The sequence below is a fragment of the Streptomyces sp. DSM 106670 genome, assembly GCF_055792845.1.
Genome location: NZ_CM147704.1, coordinates 1536100 through 1558492, shown reverse-complemented (window position 1 = coordinate 1558492; position 22393 = coordinate 1536100). Strand labels below are relative to the sequence as shown.

At 74.2% G+C, this 22393-nt stretch carries 18 protein-coding genes and 1 pseudogene; 11 read left to right on the top strand and 8 right to left on the bottom strand.

Features of this window, described 5'->3' with window-relative positions:
• Positions 1 to 7: 7 nt before the first annotated feature.
• A complete protein-coding gene (locus tag ACSMXR_RS06775; RefSeq protein WP_473171426.1) occupies positions 8 to 841 on the bottom strand; it encodes a phosphodiesterase in 834 nt (277 codons plus the stop codon).
• Positions 842 to 1013: 172 nt separating this feature from the next.
• Here ACSMXR_RS06775 and ACSMXR_RS06770 point away from each other — a divergent pair, with 172 nt between their 5' ends.
• On the top strand, positions 1014 to 1727 hold the full coding sequence (locus tag ACSMXR_RS06770) for an antibiotic biosynthesis monooxygenase (protein ID WP_473171425.1): 714 nt from the start codon (positions 1014 to 1016) through the stop codon (positions 1725 to 1727).
• 124 nt (positions 1728 to 1851) lie between these two features.
• Positions 1852 to 3333 (top strand): hypothetical protein, encoded by a 1482-nt coding sequence (locus tag ACSMXR_RS06765; RefSeq protein WP_473171424.1) that lies wholly within the window; start codon positions 1852 to 1854, stop codon positions 3331 to 3333.
• 12 nt (positions 3334 to 3345) lie between these two features.
• Here the strand turns inward: ACSMXR_RS06765 and ACSMXR_RS06760 are convergent, their stop codons facing one another.
• Together ACSMXR_RS06760 and ACSMXR_RS06755 are read right to left on the bottom strand one after the other, a co-directional pair.
• The gene (locus tag ACSMXR_RS06760) at positions 3346 to 5697 is read right to left on the bottom strand and encodes a protein kinase domain-containing protein (RefSeq protein WP_473171423.1); all 2352 of its coding nucleotides are present in this window, start codon (positions 5695 to 5697) and stop codon (positions 3346 to 3348) included.
• Positions 5694 to 8165, bottom strand: a complete 2472-nt coding sequence (locus ACSMXR_RS06755) for a protein kinase domain-containing protein (protein ID WP_473171422.1) — start codon at positions 8163 to 8165, stop codon at positions 5694 to 5696. The genes ACSMXR_RS06760 and ACSMXR_RS06755 overlap by 4 nt, the downstream gene beginning before the upstream one ends.
• A gap of 449 nt (positions 8166 to 8614) precedes the next feature.
• Here ACSMXR_RS06755 and ACSMXR_RS06750 point away from each other — a divergent pair.
• Together ACSMXR_RS06750 and ACSMXR_RS06745 are read left to right on the top strand one after the other, a co-directional pair.
• Positions 8615 to 10203, top strand: a pseudogene (locus tag ACSMXR_RS06750) (TROVE domain-containing protein).
• Between the two features lie 85 nt (positions 10204 to 10288).
• A complete protein-coding gene (locus tag ACSMXR_RS06745; RefSeq protein ID WP_003969918.1) occupies positions 10289 to 10519 on the top strand; it encodes a hypothetical protein in 231 nt (76 codons plus the stop codon).
• A 122-nt stretch (positions 10520 to 10641) separates the two neighbouring features.
• Here the strand turns inward: ACSMXR_RS06745 and ACSMXR_RS06740 are convergent, their stop codons facing one another.
• From ACSMXR_RS06740 to ACSMXR_RS06730, 3 genes are all read right to left on the bottom strand, one after another.
• Positions 10642 to 11877, bottom strand: coding sequence for a TerD family protein (locus ACSMXR_RS06740; RefSeq protein WP_364891863.1), 1236 nt, complete (start codon positions 11875 to 11877; stop codon positions 10642 to 10644).
• An 85-nt stretch (positions 11878 to 11962) separates the two neighbouring features.
• The gene (locus ACSMXR_RS06735; RefSeq protein ID WP_030078703.1) at positions 11963 to 12184 is read right to left on the bottom strand and encodes a hypothetical protein; all 222 of its coding nucleotides are present in this window, start codon (positions 12182 to 12184) and stop codon (positions 11963 to 11965) included.
• 69 nt (positions 12185 to 12253) lie between these two features.
• Positions 12254 to 13063 carry an NAD-dependent epimerase/dehydratase family protein gene (locus ACSMXR_RS06730; RefSeq protein ID WP_473171421.1) on the bottom strand — a complete coding sequence of 270 codons (810 nt, stop codon included), beginning with the start codon at positions 13061 to 13063 and terminating at the stop codon, positions 12254 to 12256.
• A 211-nt stretch (positions 13064 to 13274) separates the two neighbouring features.
• On the opposite strand from ACSMXR_RS06730, the gene ACSMXR_RS06725 reads away from it, so the two are divergent.
• Together ACSMXR_RS06725 and ACSMXR_RS06720 are read left to right on the top strand one after the other, a co-directional pair.
• Positions 13275 to 14237: a 5-dehydro-4-deoxyglucarate dehydratase gene (locus ACSMXR_RS06725; protein ID WP_364890532.1), complete on the top strand. Its 963-nt coding sequence runs from the start codon at positions 13275 to 13277 to the stop codon at positions 14235 to 14237.
• On the top strand, positions 14234 to 15409 hold the full coding sequence (locus ACSMXR_RS06720; protein ID WP_473171420.1) for a hypothetical protein: 1176 nt from the start codon (positions 14234 to 14236) through the stop codon (positions 15407 to 15409). Before ACSMXR_RS06725 ends, ACSMXR_RS06720 begins: the two co-directional genes overlap by 4 nt.
• Positions 15410 to 15434: 25 nt before the next feature.
• Here the strand turns inward: ACSMXR_RS06720 and ACSMXR_RS06715 are convergent, their stop codons facing one another.
• Together ACSMXR_RS06715 and ACSMXR_RS06710 are read right to left on the bottom strand one after the other, a co-directional pair.
• Positions 15435 to 16667 (bottom strand): MFS transporter, encoded by a 1233-nt coding sequence (locus tag ACSMXR_RS06715; protein ID WP_473171419.1) that lies wholly within the window; start codon positions 16665 to 16667, stop codon positions 15435 to 15437.
• Between the two features lie 91 nt (positions 16668 to 16758).
• A complete protein-coding gene (locus ACSMXR_RS06710) occupies positions 16759 to 17697 on the bottom strand; it encodes a LysR family transcriptional regulator (RefSeq protein ID WP_473171418.1) in 939 nt (312 codons plus the stop codon).
• A 155-nt stretch (positions 17698 to 17852) separates the two neighbouring features.
• Between ACSMXR_RS06710 and ACSMXR_RS06705 the strand changes: the two genes are divergently transcribed.
• From ACSMXR_RS06705 to ACSMXR_RS06685, 5 genes are all read left to right on the top strand, one after another.
• A complete protein-coding gene (locus tag ACSMXR_RS06705) occupies positions 17853 to 17924 on the top strand; it encodes a putative leader peptide (RefSeq protein ID WP_350310323.1) in 72 nt (23 codons plus the stop codon).
• A gap of 200 nt (positions 17925 to 18124) precedes the next feature.
• Positions 18125 to 19264, top strand: a complete 1140-nt coding sequence (gene sfnG / locus ACSMXR_RS06700) for a dimethylsulfone monooxygenase SfnG (RefSeq protein WP_218527947.1) — start codon at positions 18125 to 18127, stop codon at positions 19262 to 19264.
• Positions 19261 to 20478, top strand: coding sequence for an acyl-CoA dehydrogenase family protein (locus ACSMXR_RS06695; RefSeq protein WP_381907822.1), 1218 nt, complete (start codon positions 19261 to 19263; stop codon positions 20476 to 20478). The genes sfnG and ACSMXR_RS06695 overlap by 4 nt, the downstream gene beginning before the upstream one ends.
• A gap of 76 nt (positions 20479 to 20554) precedes the next feature.
• Entirely contained in the window at positions 20555 to 21124 is a 570-nt protein-coding gene (ssuE, locus tag ACSMXR_RS06690; RefSeq protein ID WP_381849020.1) for an NADPH-dependent FMN reductase, read from the top strand.
• A gap of 74 nt (positions 21125 to 21198) precedes the next feature.
• The gene (locus ACSMXR_RS06685; protein ID WP_473172345.1) at positions 21199 to 22371 is read left to right on the top strand and encodes an SfnB family sulfur acquisition oxidoreductase; all 1173 of its coding nucleotides are present in this window, start codon (positions 21199 to 21201) and stop codon (positions 22369 to 22371) included.
• Positions 22372 to 22393: the final 22 nt, after the last annotated feature.

The window sequence follows — 22393 nt, the reverse complement described above, 5'->3', positions numbered from 1 at the left end:
GCGGACTTCAGGTCTGTGGAGCGGCGGGGGCGGTGGGAACGGTGTGGGTGACCCAGGCCGCGCCCGGCGGAACCCCGGGCGGCGCACTTGGTGATGACCCGGGCGGCCCGCCCGGCGGAGCCCCGGGCCGCAGGTGCAGCAGAAAGGCCGGGGGCTCGTCGGGATAGCCCGGCAGTCCCTCCCGCAGCACCAGACCGCTCTGCCGGTACGTGCTCGGCGCGACGGCCACCGTGCTGCCCACGAAGGGCGCCGTGACCGGGCGGTGCACATGGCCCGCCAGCACCCGGACGACCCGGGGGTGCGCGGCGACCACCTCGGCCAGCGCGGGCCCGTCCGCCAGACCCATCGCGTCCAGGAACGGAATGCCGACCGGGACCGGCGGGTGGTGCAGACAGACGAGGGCCGGTACGCCGGGCCGCCGGGCGAGGGCCCGGTCCAGCCGGGACAGCTGTCCGGCGCCCAGCCGCCCGCCGGGCGCACCGGCCACCCGCGAGTCCAGGACCACGACCGTGAGCGCCGGGTGCTCCACCACGTACGACGTGAGCGTCCCCCCGCCCAGGAACCGCGTCCCGCCGAACGCGTCCACCAGGGCCTGTGGCGCATCGTGATTGCCCGCCACCAGGTGCAGCGGCAGCGGGAACGCGCCGACCTCCTCGCGCAGCGCCGCGTACTCGCCCGGCTTCCCGCGCTCGGTGAGATCACCGGTGATCACGGCACAGTCCGGCAGCGGGTCCAGGGCCAGCACCCGGCGCAGGGCGGCCCGCAACCCCGCCGCGGGGGCCGCCGCCCCGGGGCCCGTGGTGATATGCGGATCGCTCAGGTGGGCCACGGAAAGGGTCATGCCGGCCAGCCTTCCCCGGCCGCCTCCGGGCGCACCCGCGGCCGGTCACGCCGTGGGCGAACGGGACACGCGGGCGCACCCACGGGAACGGCCTTGACCTCGACCGGACTTGAGGTGTGACGGTGGTGACCACGACGCACCGACCGGCGCGCGTGACGAGGGGAGCACCGCCATGACCACGCACTTCACCGACCGCCCCGACCCGGCCCGCACCGACGCCCGGATCGCCAAGGCCAGCACCTGGAACGTCGGAACGCCGCAACGGCAACGAGAAGCCGTCGACGCCATCCGGAAGACCTGGGAGGGCCGGGAATGGCCGCACCCCGGACTGCTCTCCTACAGCGTCCACGCCGGGGAGGACGGCACGACCCTGCTCCACTACTCCCAGTGGACCGGCGAACAGGCCTTCCAGGAGTACGTACGCGAGGTCCGCGACGGCCGCAACGCCGAGATCGACGCCGCCGTCCCCGGCATCGAACGCCTCGCCCTGCACACGTACGAGCTGTACCGCTCCGGACTCCGGGCCGAGGGCGACACCCGGGAGACCGGCTGCGTCGTCATCGTCGACGTCGAGTTCGACGGGCCCGACCCGGACCGGCAACGCGCCTGGGTGGACGCCGTGTTCGAGGCGCTCGGCGAAGAGGCCGAACTGCCCGCCGGCGGCATCGCCGCGCACTTCCACACGAGCACCGACGGCACCCGGGTCCTCAACTACGCCGAGTGGGAGAGCGCCGAACACCACATCGCGGCCCTCGCCGCACCCGGAGAAGGCGTCGGATCCCCCTCCCCGCTCTGGGAACGCGTCCAGAAGTACCCGGGCATGACCGGAGGCGGCGTGAACCGCTACACCCCCGCGCTCAGCATGGCGCCGGGCGCGGGCGCATAGCCGCGCGGCCGGGCGGCATGCGGTGAAGCGGCGGGCGGCAAACCTCCCGTTGCGTCTAGGCTTGGGCGGCTGAACCGCGTACGCACCCCGTACGCCCCCGAGCCCGCACCGAGGAGAACCCCCGATGTCCGCAGAGCGCCCCTCCCTGCCGCCGGTGCGGCTGAACTCCGAGGCCGAACTGGCACGGGACGCGCTCGCCGCACCGCTGTTCGTCCGCGCCGTCAGGCTCGCCCGCTGGGCCGGACCGGACACCCGGGTCGGCGCGGGCGGCGAACTCGTCGAGGCGCAGCTCCCGGCGGCCGCCGAGCACCTCGGACTCGCGGACGACGAGGACGGCGCCGCGTACGCCAGCGAGGCCTGGCGGCTCGCCGTGGACACCGGCCTCCTCGACGTCACCGACCCGGAGGAGGACGGCGAGGACGGCGCGGATCCGGACGGCGAGGGCACCGTCACCGCGGGCGAGAACCTGACGCTGCTCACCTCCGGCTCCCCGCAGGACATCCTCGGCATCTGGCTCGACGGCCTGGACGCCGTGCACGCCGACGCCACCGCGCCCGTCCTGGACGACTTCGCGGACCTCGTCGGCGAGGACGGCTCGGTCGACTTCGACGCGCTGGACTGGGACCCGGAGGCCGAGGCGGAATTCCTCGACGGCGTCCTCGGCAACCTCTACCTGCTGACCCTCGCGGACAACGGCGCGGGCGAAGGCCCGGTCCCGCTGCCCGCCCTCGCCGCCTCGATGATCGTCCCCGACGACATGGGCGAGCCCACCGACGACATCCTGGAGCAGGTGTCGGAGGCGATGATGCGCCTCGACGACCAGTTCCGGCTCCTCGAACCCATCGGGATCGTCGCCTACCGGCCGGTCGACGAGGCGTTGCTGGTCGAGGAGGGCGAGGCGCCGGTGGACGCCGCCGGGGCCGACGACGAGGACGTCACCCGGTACGGCATGGTCAAGCTCACCCCCCTCGGTCTGTACGGCATCCGGGCCCGGATGCTGGAGGCCGGGGTGGACGCCCCCGCCGTCGGCGACCTCACGGGCAAGGGCGCCGACGCCCTCCTCGACGGCATCGCCCACTACCCGGAGTCCGCCGCCCGCGCCGAGGTCAAGCTCTGGCTCGACGGGTACGGCGCCGAGGGCGCGGTGGCGGCCGCGGCCGAGCTGCTGGCCGCCGCACGCGGCACGGACGAGGGCGCGCCGCTGCGCCGCCTCCACTGTCAGCAGGCCCTCGCCCTGGCCGGCCCCGAGGCGGAGCCCGCCGTACGCGCGGTGCTCGGCGACCCGGAACTCGGCGGCCTGGCCCGCGTCTGGCTCGCGGAGCGCGGCGCGGCCGATGTGCCCGCCCCGCCGGAGGACATGATCTTCTGGCTGGCCATCGACACCATCGCCGCCCAACTGGACGCGGACGGCGAACTGGACGAGCTCCAGGGCCTGGTCGAGGGCCTCTCCGCGCAGCACAGCGGCTTCTTCGACGAGGTCTGGCGGGTCGACCACCCGGCCACCGCCGATGTGCTGGAGGCCATGGGCCGGCTGCACAGCGACAAGAAGGCCGCCAAGGACGCCCGCAAGGCGGCGTTCAAGGCCCGCTCGCGCGCGGGGGGTTGAGAGCCCCGGGCCTCAGGAACCCCGTGGCGCCGTAGCCGTGTGGTGGTACGCCAGGATCGCCGTCGTGCCGATCCGGGCGTACCAGCCGGAGCTGTCCGCCGCCAGGTCCCTGATGTCGCTCACCGCCCAACTGCGCTGCACCGCACCCCGGTTCACCTCCAGCGCCCGGCACAGCTCGCCGGTGGCCGCGTACACCGTGCCCCCGGCCACGGCCGGCGGCACCTGGCCGACTCCGCCGAGCGTCGCCGCCCAGCGCTCCTCGCCGCCGCGGAGGTCGAGGCACTGGAGGACGCCCGCCCGCGCCCAGTGCAGCAGCGATCCGCCGGCCGTCACCGGGGACCGGACGCCGCCCGTGCCCGCGGGCCAGCTGGTGTCCAGGCCCACTGTGCCCGCCGACCAGAGCGGGCGGCCGGTGGTGGGCGCGTAGGCGTGGACCCGGCCCCCGGTGGCCACCAGCACCGTGGAGCCGACGGCGGCCAGCGCACTGGATCCGGAACTCGCCCCGCCTTTCAGCACGGCGGCGGCCAGACGGCCGCCGTCCCGCGCCCGGACGAAGTGCAGCGCGCCCCCGCCGCCCAGCAGCGCGAAACAGCCCGCCTCCGGAACCGCCGCCAGTGCGGCCACCGGGCCCTCGAACCCCTCGTACGTCCAGCGGAGTTCACCGCTGACCGCGTCCACGCACCGGATGTCGTCACCGCCGTCGTCGGCCAGCAGCACCGACCGGTCCAGCACGGCGGGCGGCCGGGCCTCCGTCGTGCCCCCGGTCCAGCGCCGCGCACCGGTGCGCAGGTCCACGGCGTTCAGCGTCGGTCCGTCGCCGTTCACCGTCGCGGAACCGGAGATCAGGACTCCGGAGGCGACGGTGAACCACAGCGGAGTCGGGCGCTCCGCCCGTGTGCCGTGCGCCGCGCCCGTCGCCAGGTCGACCGCGTCCAGCCCCACATCGGCCGCCGCCAGCACGGACCCGGACACGCCCCACTGGGTCGGCGCGGTCTCCTCGGCGTCGGCCAGCCACCGGCGCCCGGCGTCGCGGACCCGCCGCGCGGTGACGTAACCGCCACCGCCGCCCGCGCCGCCGACGTCCTGGGCGGCGACGCCGTGCACCAGCAGCGCACCCCCGGCCACCCGTAGCGCGTCCACGGTGGTGCGGTCGTCCTCGGGGGCCAGGGTCCAGCGCAGCGCCCCTGGCCGGGTGCTGCCCGGTTGGACCCGCAGCGGGTCCGCCACCTGCTGCTTCCGGTCGTCCTCGCCGCCGCCGCGCAGGAAGGCGTACGCGAGGAGCGAGGCGAGTCCGCCTCCTCCGGCCAGCAGCAGACCGCGCCGGGCCAGCTCCTTGCGCCGCGTGGCCGGACTCTCCCCGATGACCGGGGGAGGCGGCGAGGGCAGGGGGCGGGTGCGGGCGGGCGCGGGGGCCGGCTGTGTCGGCCTTGTCGCGGGCTGCGTTTCCGGGGTGGCGGCGTCGGGCCCGCCGCTCTCCTCGGCCGGCTTCCCGGGGGCGTGCTCCGCCTCCTCGCCCAGGACCAGCGCGCGCAGCGGATCCGTGCGCCACCACAGCGGCGGACGCGGATCCGTGGTGGCCCGCAGCACCTGGCCCACCGTCGGACGGCGGCCGGGGTCCTTCGCCAGGCAGGCCGTCACCACCTCCCGTACCCCCTCGGGTACGTCGGTGAGGTCGGGCTCCTCATGGACGGCCCGGTAGAGCAGCACCGCCGGGGTCGCCGAACCGAACGGGCTGCCCCCGGTGGCGGCGAACACCAGGACCGCCCCGAGCGCGAACACATCGGCCGCCCCGGTGACGACGGTTCCGGTGATCTGTTCCGGGGCGATGAACCCCGGAGTGCCGATGACGTCGCCCGCCCCGGTCAGCCCGTGGTCGCTGATCGCGCGGGCGATCCCGAAGTCGATGACCCGGGGCCCGTCGGCGGTGATCAGCACGTTCGACGGCTTCAGGTCGCGGTGGACGAGCCCCGCCCGGTGGACGGCCTCCAGCGCCTCGGCGAGCGCCGCGCCCAAGGACCGTACGGCGGCGGGCTCCAGCGGTCCGGTCGCCGCCACCGCGTGCCGCAGCGTGACGCCCGGCAGATACGCGGTGGCCAGCCACGGCCGCGACGACTCCGGATCCGCGTCGAGCACCGCCGCGGTGTGCGCACCGGTCACCGCGCGGGCGGCGGCGGCCTCGCGGCGGAACCGTTCACGGAAGTGCGGATCGGCCGCCAGGTGTTCGTGCACCGTCTTCACCGCGACCGTCAGCCCGCCGGGCGTCCGGCCCAGATAGACGGTGCCCATGCCGCCCGCGCCGAGCCGGCCCAGCAGCCGGACGGTGCCGAGCCGTTCGGGGTCGCCGGGGAGCAGGGGGCCCGTCACGCGGACTCCGGTCCGGTGAAGGTCTGCACGGTCCCGCCGACGCAGACATGGAGGAGGCCCCCGCCCGCGGCGGCCCGCAGCGCCCCGTCCGCCTCGACGGGCACCGACCACAGCCGGCGGTTCCGGGCCGCGTCCAGGGCGTGCACACCCCAGCGCGCGCCCTCCCCGGCCTTCTCGCCGCCGCCCGGCTGCGGCCCGCTGGCGTACAGCGTGCCGTCCGCCACCAGCGGCGGCCCGTCGGCCTCGACGCTGCTGCCGTCGTCGCCGTCGAGCCGCCCGATGTCGGTGCGGCTCCAGCGGATCCGGCCGCTCCGGGCGTCCAGCGCGGTGACCCCGCCCGGCGTCGCGGCGTACACCGCACCGCCGATCGCGATGGGCGTGACCGTGGGCGATCCGTCGAGCTTCCGGCGCCAGGCGGTGCGCCGGGTCGCCAGATCGACCGGGACGACCCGGCCGCCGCTCGCGTAGTACCGGGTGCCCGAGGCGCCGGGGTGGGCGTGCGGGTACGCGGCGCCGCCGGGTATCTCCGACTCCCTCACCGGTGTCGCGCCGGAGGTCCGCAGCACGAGCAACGGTTCCTCGGCGGGAGCACCGGAACGGGTCGGCGGGCGGAGCCCGACGGCCAGCCGCCCGCCCGCCGCGTCGATGCCGGTCACCGCGGCCCGCGTCCCCTCGTGGAACCAGCGAGCCTTTCCCGTACGCGAGTCGAATCCGTAGGCCCGCCAAGGGCGTTCGCCCAGAGTGCGCTTCTCCCACCGGGTCGCGTCGGAGGCGTAGGTCACCAGGGCCGTCGTCGCGCCGTCGACCGCGAAGAACGCCGACTGGCCGTCGGGGGCGTCCGACGTCCGGGCGGCGATCGGCCGGACCGGCACGGCCGACCAGCGCCGGTTGCCGGTCCGGGCGTCGAGCGTGAGGAGTTCCGGTGCGAAAAGCAGCCCGGAGCGCAGCAGATGCACCAGCTCGCCGAGCGGCCGGACGGCCGTGACGTCCCGGGCCGGATACCGCCAGCGCACCGCGCCGGTGGCCGCGTCGAGCGCGGTCACCGCGGCCTCGTCCGTGATCAGGAGCGCGCTGCCGTGGCGCAGCACTCGGCCGGTGTGGCCGAGTTCGCCGACGGTCCTGGTCCACAGCGGACGGCCCCGGGTCCAGCGCGTCCCCGGCGGCGGTGCGGGCCGCCGCGAGCCGGTCGGGTCGTCCTTCTCGGTGAGCCGGAGCAGCGCCGCGCCGCCGACGCCCCCGCCCGCCACGAGCGCGGCCCCGCCGAACGCGAGCAGCCGCCGCCTGGTCGGGCCCCGGCCCGGCGTTCTGTCGTACGGGACGGCGTCCTGCGGCGGGACGGCGGGACGGGTCCGGTACGGGACGGCGTCGGCCGGGGTGGGCGCGGTCGTGGTCGCGGTCGCGGGCGTTGCGGGGCCGGGTGCCGCGTCGGCGGGGGGCGGATCAGGTCCTGGATCGGGTACGGCCGTGGGGTCGGCACCGGAACCGGCATGGGCATCGGCATCGGCGGCCGGAGCAGGTGCGGCGGTCGCCGCTTCCGTCCGGGGGCCGTTGCGGCTGTCCCCGTCGCGCTCGTCCCGCTCGTCGCGCGCTTCGACCCCGTCGCCCGCCACCAGTGCCGCGACGCTGTTCTCGTGGTCGCGGACCAGGCCGGACACCGGCTCCCGCTCCCACCACGCGCCGGCCGGTGACCGCTGCGCGCACCAGCTCAGCACCTCCGCCACCGTGGGGCGCTCCGCCGGGTCGCCCGTCAGGCAGGAGGCGAGGAACGCGCGCCACTCGTCCGTCGGCGCCCCGTCCAGATCGGCCTCGCCCCGCACCGTCCGGTACAGCACCTGGTGCGCGGGGCCGGAGCCGAAGGGGGCCCGGCCCGTCGCCATCCGGGCGAGCAGGGCCGCGAGGGCGAACACATCGGCGGCGGGGGACGGCTCGTCGTCGGCCGTCAGCAGTTCGGGGGCGATGAACCCGGGGGAGCCGATCACCTCCCCGGTGTCCGTGAGGGTCTCGTCGGCCGCCCGCCGGGCGATGCCGAAGTCCAGGACCTTGGGGCCGCCCCGGGTGAGGATCACGTTCGACGGCTTCAGATCGCGGTGGACCAGCCCGGCCCGGTGGATGCTCGCCAGCGCCTCCGCGAGCGCCGCCCCCAGCCCGGCCAGCGGCCCGGCGTCCAGCGGCCCGAGCGCCCCGGCGGTCTCGGTGAGCGTCGGACCGGCGCAGAACTCGGTGGCCAGCCACGGCCGTACGGCATCGGGGTCGGCGTCCAGCACCGCCGCCGTGAAGGGGCCGGAGACCGCCCGCGCGGCGAGCGTCTCGCGCCGGAACCGCTCCCGGAACTGCGGGTCGGCGGCGAGGTGTTCATGGACGGTCTTCACCGCCACCAGCCGGCCCGACGCCGTACGCGCCAGATGGACCCGGCCCATACCGCCTTCTCCGAGCAGCGCCACGAGCCGGTACCGCGCGACCTGCTCCATCCCGTGCGCCCCCTCGTGCCGTTGGTCCGTGCCGCCGGTCCGTGTCGATGTTCCGTGCCGCCGGTCCGGGCCGGGGACGATCACCCCGGAACCATTCTGTGCGACGCCCGCGCCCATCGGTTCGGTTGCACCCCGAAATTCCGTCGCGTGCGGGCGGGCCGTTCCCTAAGGTCATGGACATGCACCTCCCGGTGCGAAGGCGGCGGCTCCTTCCTTTCAACGAAATGTGCCGCAGCCACTGCTGATCTCGGGAGGCGCGAGCGCCGGGGTGCCCGGTGCGCAGGCGACGGATACTTCTGGATCCGAGGTGCGCGGGTTCGATTCCCGCCCGGCTTCGGCCGGTAGCTCAGCGGTCAGAGCATCGGACTGTTCTCCGTCGCCGACTCCTGATCTCGGGCACCCCGTTCCGCCGCCGCGCCCTTCCCCAGGAATTCGGGGGAATTCTTCTCATGGCCCGTTTCAATTTCCGTACCCACCGGCCCCGGTCCGCCCGGTCCGGGGCCGCCTCGCCCGTCACGACCACCGGCACGCTCGCGCCCAACCACCAGGGCGGCATCGGGCAGGAGCGCGACGCCCGCTCCGAGCTCTTCCTGCTCGCCGTCGCCAACTTCGTGGCCCAGGACACCGCCTACGAGGGCGGGGACCGGCGCGACGACCGCTTCGCCGCGCTCGTGCGCCGGCTCGCCGTGGAGGACCCGGCGTGGACCGCGGGGCTGCTCCACTGGCTGCGCCGCGACGGGCAGATGCGGACCGCCTCGCTGGTCGGCGGCGCGGAGTACGTGGCGGCGCGGCTGGCGGCCGGATGCACCGAGGGGCCCACGAACCGGCAGGTCATCGACTCCGTACTGCTGCGCGCCGACGAGCCGGGCGAACTGCTCGGCTACTGGACCTCCCGCTACGGGCGCGCCCTGCCGAAGCCCGTGAAGCGGGGCATCGCCGACGCCGTGCGCCGCCTCTACACCGGCGCGCGCTGCTGAAGTACGACACCGCGTCCAAGGGCTTCCGGTTCGGCGATGTGCTCAACCTGGTGCACGCCGCGCCCGACCCCGCCAAGCCCTGGCAGGGCGAGCTGTTCCGGTACGCGCTGGACCGCAGGCACCGGCCGGAGAGCGCCGAGCCGCCCGCCGCCGACCGCACCCTGAGCGCCCACCGGGAGCTGATGGAGCTGCCGGTCGCCGAGCGTCGCCCCGTCGTCACCGGGCCCGGCGGCGCGGAGCGGCTGGCCGAGGCCGGGATGACCTGGGAAGCGCTGGCGGGCTGGCTGCAGGGGCCGATGGACGCGGCGGTGTGGGAGGCGGTGATTCCGTCGATGGGCACGATGGCGCTCGTCCGGAACCTCCGGAACTTCGACGAGGCCGGCGTACGGGACGAGGTCGCCGCGCTCGCCGCGGCCCGGATCAGCGACCCGGAGGCCGTGGCCGCGTCGCGGCAGTTCCCCTTCCGCTACCTCGCCGCGTACCGGCACGCGCCGTCGCTCCGCTGGGCCCACCCGCTGGAGCGGGCCCTCGGACACTCGCTGGGCCAGGTGCCCGCGCTGCCCGGCCGCACCCTGGTCCTGGTCGACCGTTCCGGTTCGATGTGGGCGCCGCTCTCCGAGCGCTCGCGGCTGAACCGGGCCGACGCCGCGGCCGTCTTCGGGGCGGCGCTGGCGCTGCGCGCCGCCGACGCGGACCTGGTGCAGTTCGGCACGACCAGCGCGCCGGTCTCCTTCCGTCGGGGCGAATCCGTCCTGCGGGTCCTGGACCGCTTCGGCGACCTGGGCGGTACGAACACGGCGGAGGCGGTTCGGCGGCACTACCGGGACCACGACCGGGTGATCGTCGTCACCGACGAGCAGGCCGCGTACACGCGGGGTGGCGACGCGACCCGGAGCGTTCCGGACACGGTGCCCGTCTACACCTGGAATCTGGCCGGATACCGCCTCGGCCACGCCCCGTCCGGCGAGGGAAACCGCCACACGTTCGGGGGGCTTTCCGACGCGGCGTTCCGCATGGTTCCGCTGCTGGAGGCGGGCGGAAGCGCTGACTGGCCGTGGTGAGCGCTGATTACGAATCCGGCACTTCTGGGGCCCCGGGCACCGACGGGCATGGCGTCGGGCCTTCACAGGGCGCATACTCGACGTAATGAAACAGTCAGCCGGATCCCGGCGTCACCTGCCTTCCAGTCCCTTCAACCGCCCGGCCCAGGAGGCCCCACCGGTCGAATGCTTCGATGTGGGCGACAGGGTGTCGCACGACCAGTTCGGGCTCGGCAGGATTCTTGCTGTCGAGGGCGACAACGACGCAGTCCTCATCGACTTCTCGGGGCGTCAGGGAAGGATCCTGAGCCCGTACTCCAAGTTGACCAAGCTCTGAGACGCGGGACGAGTCCCGTGCCCTTCCTGGGCAGCGTCCGCCTTCTCCGGTTCCGGGGCGCCTGAAGAGATTCAGGCGCCCCGGACTCCGTTGCGACCCTCCGGGCGGAGGGCCCACGGTGGCTACAGCGCCTGGGCGGCGGGCTTCACCATGCCCCGCACGGTGCGCGACTTCACGAAATCGCCCATCGCGGTCATCTCCCACTCGCCGGTGAACTGCTTGATGAGCTTGGCCATCATCACGCCGGTCTGCGGCTCGGCGCCGGTGAGATCGAAGCGGACCAGCTCCTCGCCGGACGCGTCGTCGATCAGCCGGCAGTACGCCTTGGCGACCTCGTTGAACTTCTGGCCGGTGAACGAGTTCACCGTGAAGACCAGGCCCGTCGCCTCGGCCGGGATCCGGCCCAGGTCCACGACGATCGTCTCGTCGTCGCCCGCGCCCTCCCCCGTGAGGTTGTCGCCGGAGTGCTTGATCGCCCCGTTCAGGATGGTCAGCTTGCCGAAGTAGCAGCTGTCCAGGTGGTTGCGGTTGGGGCCGTACGCGATCACCGACGCGTCCAGGTCGATGTCCTTGCCGCGGAACGCGGGCTCCCAGCCCAGCCCCATCCTGACCCGCGAGAGCAGCGGGGCGCCGCCCTTGACGAGGGACACGGTCTGGTTCTTCTGGAGGCTGACCCGGCCCTTGTCCAGGTTGATCTTCCCGGAGCCCACGGGCGCGGCGGGGGCCACCGGGGGAGCGGGCGGGGCGGGCGGCGCGGGCGGCGCGATCCGCGGGTCGACGGGGGCGGCGGCCGGCGGCGCGGGCGGCGCGACCGGGGCGGGGGCCACCGGCACCGGCGGGGCGGCCGGGGCCGCGGGCTCCTCGACCGAGACGCCGAAGTCCGTGGCGATGCCGGCCAGCCCGTCGGCGTAGCCCTGGCCGACCGCGCGGGCCTTCCAGGCGCCGTTGCGCCGGTAGACCTCGATGACCACGAGCGCCGTCTCGGCGCCCAGCTGCGGCGGGGTGAACGTGGCGAGCGCGCTGCCGTCGTCCGCGTTGCGCACGGTGGCGGTGGGCTCGATGCCCTGGAAGGTCTGGCCGGCGGCGTCCGGGCTCGCGGTGACGACGATCTTCTCGACGCCCGGCGGGACGGCCGCGGTGTCCACCACGATCGCGTCCGGTGCGGAGCCCCCGCCGGAGCGGTAGGTCACACCGGGGCCCGAGGGCTGGTTGTAGAAGATGAAGTCGTCGTCGGAGCGCACCTTGCCGTCGGCGGTGAGCAGCAGGCCCGAGACGTCGAGCCGCACCGGAGCGGCGACGTCCACCGCCACGCGGGCGGCGGAGAGAGGAATGTTCGAGCCGGGGGTCATAGCGGTCATGAACGGGGTAACGAACGACCCGGCTTTGCCGTTCCCTTACCTTCGCCGCCTTCGACCAGATGCTTTTCGGCCGTCCGCCAGGGCCTCAGCGGCGGTTGCGCGGGTGGTTGCGGGCGGTGCGCTCGTTGCCGTGCTTGTACGCGCCCGTCCAGCGCGCCATCACCAACTGCGCGTCGCCCGACACCACCTCGGCCAGGAACTTCTCCGCCCGCCCGCCGCGCAGGGTGCCCGCCGGGCGGCCTTGGTGGGTGATGGTGACGCTCTGGTCGCCGTGCTGTTCGTACTGGAATCCGGAAGGTCTCGGCATGTCCGTATCCTGCCCTCCCGGCCGTTCCCGCGTCGCCCGGATTTCCGGGCGGGCTCAGCCCGACCGGGCTCAGTGCGGCCAGATCGGCGGGTCGGTCAGGAAGTGGCCGCCCACGCAGGCGTGCGCCGGATTGTCCGGGTCCAGTTCGCCCTGTTCGGCGATGAGTTTCGCGGCGTACGGTTCCGAGTCGTCCTGCGGTGCGTAGCCCAGGGCCCGGGCCGAGGTCAGGTCCCACCACAGGCGGGTGTTGGCGGAGGAGCCGTGGACGACAGTGTGCCCGACGTCCACGGCGGTGAGGGCCGCGTGGAACAGCCGCGCGCCGTCGGCGGGGCTCATCCAGACCGACAGCATCCGCACCGAGGTGGGCTCCGGGAAGCAGGATCCGATCCGCACCGAGACCGTCTCCATTCCGTACCGGTCCCAGTAGAGCTGGGCCAGGTCCTCGCCGAAGCACTTCGACAGGCCGTAGAAGGTGTCGGGGCGGCGCGGGGTGTCCAGCGCGATGAGCGGATCGCCCGGACCGGGGCGGGGGGTGTAACCGATGACGTGGTTGGACGAGGCGGCCACGATGCGGCGGACGCCCTCCTCGCGGGCGGCCTCGTACAGCTCGTGCGTGCCCTGGATGTTGGCGCGGAGGATCTTGTCGAACGTGGATTCCAAGGAGATGCCGGCCAGGTGGATGATCGCGTCCACTCCGCGTACGGCTTCGCGCAGCGCCTTCCGGTCGTTCAGGTCGGCGGTGATCGCCTCGGGCGCGCCGTCCACCGGGACCAGGTCGAGGAGGCGCAGGTCGTAGCCGTACGCGGGCAACAGCCCCCGCATCAGGGTGCCGAGGCCGCCCGCGGCGCCGGTGAGCAGGACGGTACGGGGAGCGGTCATACGGGGGTCTCCTCGGGGCGTACGCGAGGCGCGCTGTGCGCAATCCTGGCTGGCATTCACATGCGTGGACAAGTTAGGGAGGGGAGGAGAGGTGCGTCAAGAGCTTGCGTCCACCTTGACCTGCCATCGGAAGCTGCCTTAGCGTGACGGTGTTCAGAAATATGGACACCGATCAGAATTGTGCACGCCTGAATCTGCTCAGGGAGCGCCCGTGACCTCAGCCCCCCTTGCCGCCCGGCTCAGCGAAGTCGCCGGGCCGCTCTTCTTCCCCGTGACCGCCTTCGGGCCGGACGGCGCCGTCGACCTCGACGTCTTCCGGGCCCATGTGCGGGCCGGGATCGATGCCGGAGCCGCCGCGGTGTTCGCCTGCTGCGGCACGGGCGAGTTCCATGCGCTGACCCCCGAGGAGTTCCGCCTCGCGGTCGCCGCCGCCGTCGAGGAGACCGCCGGACAGATCCCGGTCGTCGCCGGGGCCGGCTACGGCACGGCGCTCGCCGTCCGGTTCGCGCGGGCCGCCGAGGAGGCAGGCGCGGACGGGCTGCTCGCCATGCCGCCCTATCTCGTCGTCGCCGACCAGGAAGGGCTGCTGAACCACTACGCGGCGCTCGCGGCGGCCACCGGTCTGGAGACGATCGTCTACCAGCGCGACAACGCGATCTTCACCCCCGAGACGGTCGTCGCCCTGGCCCGCACCCCCGGCATCATCGGGCTCAAGGACGGCCACGGCGACCTCGACCTCATGCAGCGCATCGTCAGCGCGGTCCGCACCCACCGGCCCGACGGCGACTTCCTCTACTTCAACGGGCTGCCCACCGCCGAACTCACCGGCCCCGCCTACCGGGGCATCGGCGTCACCCTCTACTCCTCCGCCGTCTTCGCCTTCGCCCCGGACATCGCCCTGGCCTTCTACCGGGCCTTGGACTCCGGCGACGACGCCCTGGTCGACGCACTGCTCGACCACTTCTACCGGCCGCTCGTCGAACTGCGCGCCAAGGGCCGCGGATACGCCGTCTCCCTGGTCAAGGCCGGAGTCCGGCTCCAGGGCCTGGACGTCGGCGAGGTACGCACCCCGCTCACCGAACCGCCCGCCGCACACGTCAAGGACCTCATCGAGATCATCGCGAGCGGCCGCGCCCTGTTGGAGGAGCACACCGCCTCGGGGGGCCGGGCGTGAAGGCGGGCGTCTTCCTCTACCCGTGGGACGTCGTCGGCGACCCGGACGCGGCCGCCCGGATCGCGGACCTCGGCGTCCGGCAGGTCACCCTGGCCTCCGCCTACCACTCCACCCGGGCCCTGACCCCCCGCCACCCCGCCCACCGCGTCGTCACCGCCGAGCACGCCGCCGTCCTCTACCCGCCGGACCCGGACCGCTGGGCCGGACGCGGCCTCGCCCCGTACCGCCAGAGCTGGACACCCGGCGACGATCCGTACGGGGAGGCCGCCGAGGCGCTGACCGCCGCGGGCCTGGAGGTGCACAGCTGGGTGGTCCTCGCGCACAACTCGCGGCTCGGCGTGGAGCACCCGGACACCTCCGTGGTCAACGCCTACGGGGACCGCTACCCCTGGGCCCCCTGCATCGCCCGCCCCGCCGTGCGCGACCACCTCGTCGACCTCGCGGCGGAGGCCGCCGCCCGGCCCGGCACGCACGGCACCGAACTGGAGTCCTGCGGCTGGTACGGCTTCGCCCATCTGCACGCCCACGACAAGGTCGCCGGGGTGGGCCTCGGCGACGCCGCGCAGTATCTGATGTCGCTGTGCTTCTGCCCGGAGTGCCGTCAGGGGTACGAGGAGGCCGGCGCCGATCCCGGCGAACTGGCCGCCGCCGTACGCCGCGCGCTGGAACCGGCCTGGTCCGGCGCGGGCTCCCCGGAGTCGGGCCGGGACGGCATCGGGAAGCTGCTCGGGCCCGAACACGCGGACGCCACGCTGCGGTGGCGCGGCCGGGTCGCCCGCGCGTTCCAGGAAGCCGCCGTCGCCGCGGTGCGGGCCGAGGCCCCGCCCGGCTTCCCGGTGCTGCTGCACGCCGACCCCGCCCCGTACCGCACCGGCGCCAACGTCGGCGTCGAGGCGGAGCACATCCTCGCCGTGGCCGACGGCGTGGTGCTGCCCTGCACCGGGTCCGACGCCGCCCGGGAGGCGGTCCTCGGGCCGTTCGCCGGGCGGGGCGGGGTGCGCGCCGCCAACTTCGGGATCGTCACCGGGATGGGCGGCAGCCCACGCACCCTGGAGCGCGACGCGGCCCACGCCGCCTCGCTCGGCGCGGACCAACTGCGCCTGTACCACGCGGGACTCGCCTCGGGCCCGGACCTGGAAGCGGTCACCGCGGCACTCTCACGGCTGGGGTGAGGCGGGGGTACGGCGGTGTCGTGCTTCACGGCTGGGGTGAGGCGGGGGTACGGCGGTGGTGTCGTCGCGCCCCCGACGCCAGCACCGCCGCGGCCAGCACCCCCGCCGCCCCGGCCACCGCCGTCAGCACCCGTACGTCCACCACCGCGACCAGCCCCGCCCCCAGCGCCAGGGCCACCGCGTTGGGCGCCGTCATCAGCGAACCCGCCGTCGCCGCCGTCCGCCCCAGTACCGCGTCCGGCGTCTCCCGCTGCACCGCCGTCATCGCCGCGATCAGCACACACGGCAGTCCGAAACCGATCGCCGCGCTCGCCGCCAGGGCCACCCCGTCCGGCGACACCGTCCGCGCACCCACCCCCAGCGCGAACAGCGCAATCCCGCCCGCCGCGAACACCCGCTCCGGCAGCCGGCGCAGCAACGGCCCCACCAACAGCCCCACCGCCACCGAACCGGCGCCCTGTACCGCGTACAGCACCCCCGCGTACGCCGGCGCCCGGCCGAGCACATCGTCGACGTACGCGAACGTCACGGCCCCGTTCACCCCCGCCAGCAGCATCGTCGCCGCCCCCGCCGCCACCAGCGGGCGCAGCACGGCCGAGGCGCGTATCCGCCGCAGCCCGACGGCGAGTTCACCGCGCCAGGTCCCCGCCGGGGCCGGGTCCCGAAGCGGGCTCCGTACCGGCAGACGGGCGAAGACCAGGGCGGCCAGGGCGCAGGTCGCCGCGTCCAGCAGGGCCACCGCCGGGCCGCCGAACCGGGTGTACAGGCCCGCGCCCGCCAGTGGGGCGACCAGTTTCATGCCCTCGTTGGCCGTCATCCGCAGCCCGTTGAAGTCCGCCAGCAGCGAGGCGGGCACGGTGCGGGCGACGAGCGCCGCCTCCGCCGCGTCGAGGAGCACGCCGGCCGCCCCGTAGAGCACCAGCACCACGAAGACCAGCCAGACCGTGCCGGCCGAGTCGACCAGCACCAGCGTGGCCAGCAGGCAGGCCACCGCCGGATTGACCCGGACCAGCAGCGCCCGCCGGTCCGTCCGGTCCGCGAGCGCGCCGAGCGCGGGCCCGGCGAGCACCGGGGCCCACATCGCGCACACCGTCAGCGCCGCCAGACTGTTCGACCCGGTCAGCGACTTGACCCAGATGCCCGCCGTGAGCCACATCGCCGACGTACCGAACCCGGAGACGACCACCCCCGCCAGACAGCGCCCCGCCGTCCGGTCCCGCAGGACCCGCCCCACCGCCGAACCGCCCGCGCCGCCCATGCCGCCCGTCCTCCTCCGCCTCGTGCTCCGCACCCGCTCCGTGCGGCTCATGGTGCGGAGTAAGGCGGTCGGCGGGCATCGGGCGGATGCCCTAGCGGCCGCCGGGCGGCCCCGGGGTCCCGTGGCCGCCCCTACGGTGTTCCTCCGAGCGCTCGACGAAGATCCGGTGCAGATCGCGGGCGGCCCGGGACACCGAACCCGTACGGCTGCGCTGCACCACCAGCAGCACCGTGGTGGTATCGCCCGCCAGCGGCCGGCAGGTGATCGCCCCGGTCCGCTCCAGCGGATCCCCGACGACGCTGTAGTCCGGGAGCACCGTGACCCCCAGCCCCTCCGCCACCATCAGCTTGCCCATCTCCGCACCGTCGGCGGAGTACGAGAACGAGGGCACCCGGCCCTTCAGCAGCCGGTGGGTGAAGCGGTGCATCAGATAGCCGGAACGCATCACGATCAGCGGCTCGCCCAGCAGATCGTCCACCCCGACCGACTCCAGCGCGGCCAGCGGGCTGTCCTTCCGCAGGCAGACGACCGGGCGGCCCCGGATCAGCTCCGTGGTGTCCAGGTCCGGCGCGATGTCGTCGCCTTCCAGGTAGTTCACCAGCCCGAGATCGACCGCGCCCTCCAGCAGGGAGCGGTGGATGACGGACTGCTGGGCCGCGATCACCTCGACCTCGGTGGCCGAGTGCAGCGCGCGGAACGCGCGGATCGCCGGGACCAGCAGCGGGACCGTCGCCGCGAACACCGTGCCGAGCCGCACCGTGCGGCTGGTGCGGTGCTGTTCGTCGGCGGCCCGCCGCAGCCGGTCGACCGCGTCCAGCACCCCGATGATGTGCGGCAGCAGTTCGCGCCCCGCCTCGCTGATGGTCGCCCCCGACCGCTTCCGGTCCAGCACGACGACGCCCAGCTCGCGCTCCAGATTCCGGACCGTCTCGCTCAACGCGGGCTGGGACAGGTGCAGTTCCTCCGCCGCCCGGCGCAGCGACCCCAGCCGGGTGACGGCCTCGATGTACTCCAGCTGTTCGATCCGCATGGCCTTTCCTCATCTTCGGAGGAGGTGGAAGGGGAACCCTATCGCTCCTTCGTCGATGCCTTCTCGACCTGGAGCGTTCCCGCGCCCTACCCTGGAACCCGAAGGCGCCCCGTGAGCCACCGGGCGCCCGCCGCGGAACGCGAAAGGAGAGGGATGTGCGCCGCTTGACCCGTCGCCGCCACATCGACCTCGGCCGCGTTTCCAGCGCCTTCTGTTGTTCCCGCTGACGCGAGGTCCGAGGGCCCGGCCCCTCCTGCGCGCCCCCGCGCCCCCACACGTACGCCCATGTCCGGCCGTGTGAGCCCGTGCACGCCCTCGCGACTCTTCTGCCGCGCCCATCGCCCCTGATCGGGTTTCACGATCACCGGGGCCGCCGCGCCGTGCCCGCCACCGTGCCCGACCCGCCTTCCTGCTCCGGGAGAACCTCATGTCCCCTCCGCCCTCCGCCGATCCGGTGCGCTTCGCGTACTGGGTCCCCAACGTCAGCGGTGGCCTCGTCACCAGCACGATCGAACAGCGCACCGACTGGGGCTACGACTACAACCGCGAACTCGCCGTCCTCGCCGAGAACAACGGCTTCGACTACGCGCTCAGCCAGGTCCGCTACATGGCCAGCTACGGCGCCGAGTACCAGCACGAGTCCACCTCCTTCAGCCTCGCCCTGCTGCTCGCCACCCAGCGGCTGAAGGTCATCGCCGCCGTCCACCCCGGCCTCTGGCACCCCGGCGTCCTCGCCAAACTCGGCGCCACCGCCGACCACCTGAGCAACGGACGCTTCGCCGTCAACGTGGTCAGCGGCTGGTTCAAGGACGAGTTCACCGCGCTCGGCGAACCGTGGCTGGAACACGACGAGCGCTACCGCCGCTCCGAGGAGTTCATCCGGGCCCTGCGCGCCGTCTGGACCGAGGACCACGCCGAACTCGCCGGCGACTTCTACCGCATCCGCGACTTCTCGCTGAAGCCCAAGCCGATCGCCTCACCGGACCGCCCGCACCCGGAGATCTTCCAGGGCGGCAACTCCACCGCCGCCCGGCAGATGGCCGGCCGGGTCTCCGACTGGTACTTCTCCAACGGCAAGGACTTCGACGGCGTCACCGAACAGATCAGGGACGTCCGCACCGCCGCCGAGAGCGCCGGACGCACCCCGCCGCGCTTCGGCCTCAACGGCTTCCTCATCGCCCGCGACACCGAGGCCGAGGCCCGCGACACCCTGCGCGAGATCGTCGCCAAGGCCGACACCGAGGCCGTCCACGGCTTCGGCTCGGCCGTCAAACAGGCCGGAAGCTCCACCGCCGACGGCAAGGGCATGTGGCAGGACTCCTCCTTCGAGGACCTCGTCCAGTACAACGACGGCTTCCGTACGGGGCTGATCGGCACCCCGGAACAGATCGCGGAACGCATCGTCGCCTACAAGCGCCTCGGCGTGGATCTGCTACTCCTCGGCTTCCTCCACTACCACGAGGAGGTCGAGTACTTCGGCAAGAACGTCCTGCCGCTCGTGCGGGAGCTGGAGGAGCACGAGCCGAAGGACCACCCCACCCCTCAGTCGTCGGAAGGTTCGTCATGAGCACCGCAGCGCCCACACAGTGGAAGACCCTCCCGTCCCCCGACAGCCCCGACGCCTGGATCGAGCGCGCGGCCGAGGTCGCCGCGCTCCTCGCCACCGACGCCGCCGCCCGCGACAGGGCGGGCGCCACCCCGTACACCGAGATCCAGCTGCTCAAGGACTCCGGACTCGTCACCCTGCTCGGCCCGGCCGAGCACGGCGGCGGCGGACAGGACTGGACGACCGCCTACCGGGTGATCCGCGAGGTGGCCAAGGCCGACGGCTCGATCGGGCAGCTCCTCGGCTACCACTACCTCTGGAACTGGGCCGCCCGCCTCGTCGGCACCCGCGAGCAGTGGGAGCACGTCGAGGCCGAAGCGGTCCGGCACACCTGGTTCTTCGGCGGCGCGGTCAACCCGCGCGACAGCGACGTGGTCGTCACCGAGGACGGCGACGACCTCGTCTTCACCGGCGCCAAGACCTTCTCCACCGGCAGCAAGGTCTCCGACGTGACCGTGCTCGAAGGCGTCCTGGAAGGCACCGACCAGCACATCTTCGCCATCGTGCCCTCCGACAGCCCGGGGCTCACCTTCCACGACGACTGGGACAACATCGGCCAGCGGCTCACCGAGAGCGGCGGCGTCACCATCGACGGCGTCCGCACCCCGTGGGCCTCCGCCGCCGGCTATGTGGACAAGGAGTTCCGGCCCCGCGTCTACAACACCCTCAACGTGCCCACCATCCAACTGGTGTTCATCAGCTTCTACCTGGGCATCGCCGCCGGAGCCCTGGAGACCGCCGCCACCTACACCCGCACCAAGACCCGCTCCTGGCTGCACGGCGGCTACGACCAGGCCGTCGACGAGCCGTACGTCATCGACACCTACGGCGACCTCACCGCCAAGCTCTGGGCCGTCGAAGCCCTGGCCGACGCGGTCGCCGCCGAGGGCCAGAAGCTGCACGACGCCCCGGACGAGGTGACCGCGCAGTCCCGTGGAGCCTTCGAGGTGCGGGTCGCCGCCGCCAAGGCCCGGGCCACCGAGGTCGCGCTGGAGGTCACCAGCCGCATCTTCGAGGTCACCGGCGCCCGCGCCACCGCCTCCGCCGAGGGCCTCGACCGCTTCTGGCGCAACGTCCGCACCCACACCCTCCACGACCCGGTCGCCTACAAGCGGCGCGAGGTCGGCCGGCACGTCCTGACCGGCGAACTCCCCGAACCCACCTGGTACTCCTGACCGGCTCGCAGCCGGGCCGGGGCGGAACTCCACCGCCCCGGCCCGGCACACTCCCTCCCGCCAGAAACGAGGCTCCATGGCCACCGTCCTGTCCGTCTCCGGCAGCCCCTCCGCCACCTCGCGCACCGCCCGCCTGCTCCGCCACCTCGACGCCGACCTGACCGCCCAGGGCCACGAGGTGATACCGCTCGACGTCCGTACCCTGCCCGCCGAGGCCCTGCTCGGCGCGGACTTCGCGCACCCCGAGATCGTCCGCGCCACCGAGCTGTTCGCCCGCGCCGACGGCATCGTCATCGGCACCCCCGTCTACAAGGCCGCCTACTCCGGGCTGCTGAAGACGCTCCTGGACCTGCTGCCGCAGTACGCGCTCACCGGCAAGACCGTCCTCCCGCTGGCGACCGGCGGCACCACCGCCCATGTCCTCGCCCTCGATTACGCGCTGCGCCCGGTGCTCTCCTCGATGGGCGCGGCCCACATCGTCCAGGGCTGGTTCGTCCTCGACCGGCACATCACGGCCGGCGACGACGGGGGAGTGGTCCTGGACCCGGCCTCCGCCGCCCCGCTCGACCAGGTGGTCGCCCAGTTCGCCGCCGCCCTGGACCGGACCGTGCCCACAGCTCCCGCCCCCGTCCCCGCCACCCGCTGACCCCGACCCGTACCCACCCTGGAGGCAGGCCCGTGACCGCGCCGACCCGACGACGACCAGCCATCACCGCACGGGTGATCCACGACGACGCCGAGGCGCTGCGCACCGCCGCCGAACTCGCCGAGGAGTTCCGCCCCGGCGCCTCCGGACGGGACGCCCGGCGCGAGCTGCCGCGCGCCGAACTCGACCGGCTCACCGCCACCGGCCTCCTCGCCGTCACCGTCCCGGCCGGACACGGCGGGGCCGACGTGTCCGCCGCCACCCTCGCCGAGGTCTTCCGGCTGCTCGCCTCCGCCGACGCCAGCCTGGCGCAGATCCCGCAGAGCCACTTCGCGTACGTCAACGTGCTGCGGCAGCAGGGCAGTCCGGAGCAGCGGGCCTTCTTCTTCGGCGAGGTGCTGGCCGGCCGGCGCTTCGGCAACGCCCAGTCCGAGGCCGGGACCAAGCACCTCCAGGACATCCGCACCCGGCTGACGGACGCCGGAGACGGCTCGTACCTCCTCACCGGCGTGAAGAACTACTCCACCGGCGCCCTCTTCGCCGACTGGATTCCCGTCCTCGCCCGCGCTGAGGACGACCTGCTCCATGTCGCGTACGTCCCCGCCGACGCCCCCGGTCTCACCGTCACCGACGACTGGGACGGCATGGGCCAGCGGACCACGGCGAGCGGTACGGTCGAACTGGCGGACGTCGTCGTCCCCGCGGCCCACGTCGTCCCGCACCACCTCACCTTCACCGGCCCCCAACTCCACGGCGCGCTGGCCCAGTTGCTGCACGCCGCCATCGACGCCGGGATCGCGGCCGGGGCGCTGGCGGAAGCCGTCGACTTCGTGACGACCCGGAGCCGGCCCTGGTTCGAGAGCGGGTACGAGACCGCCGCCGAGGACCCGCTCCTCATCCAGCGCTTCGGCGAACTGGACCTGCGCCGCCGGGCCGCCGACGCGCTGCTGGCCACCGCCGCCCGGGCCGTGGACACCGCCCGGGCCCACCTGGACGACGACAGCGCGGCCGAGGCGTCGATCGCGGTCGCGGCGGCGAAGGCGTACGCCGGGAGCGCGGCCCTGGAGATCGCCGACGCGCTGTTCGAGGTGTCCGGGACGCGCGCCGCCCTCGACGGCCTCAACCTCCACCGGCACTGGCGCGACGCCCGCACCCACACGCTGCACGACCCGGCGCGCTGGAAGATCCAGCACCTCGGGCGGTACGTCCTGAACGGCACCCGCCCACCCCGCCACGGCCTGCTGTGACCGCCCTGTCCCGTACGGAAAC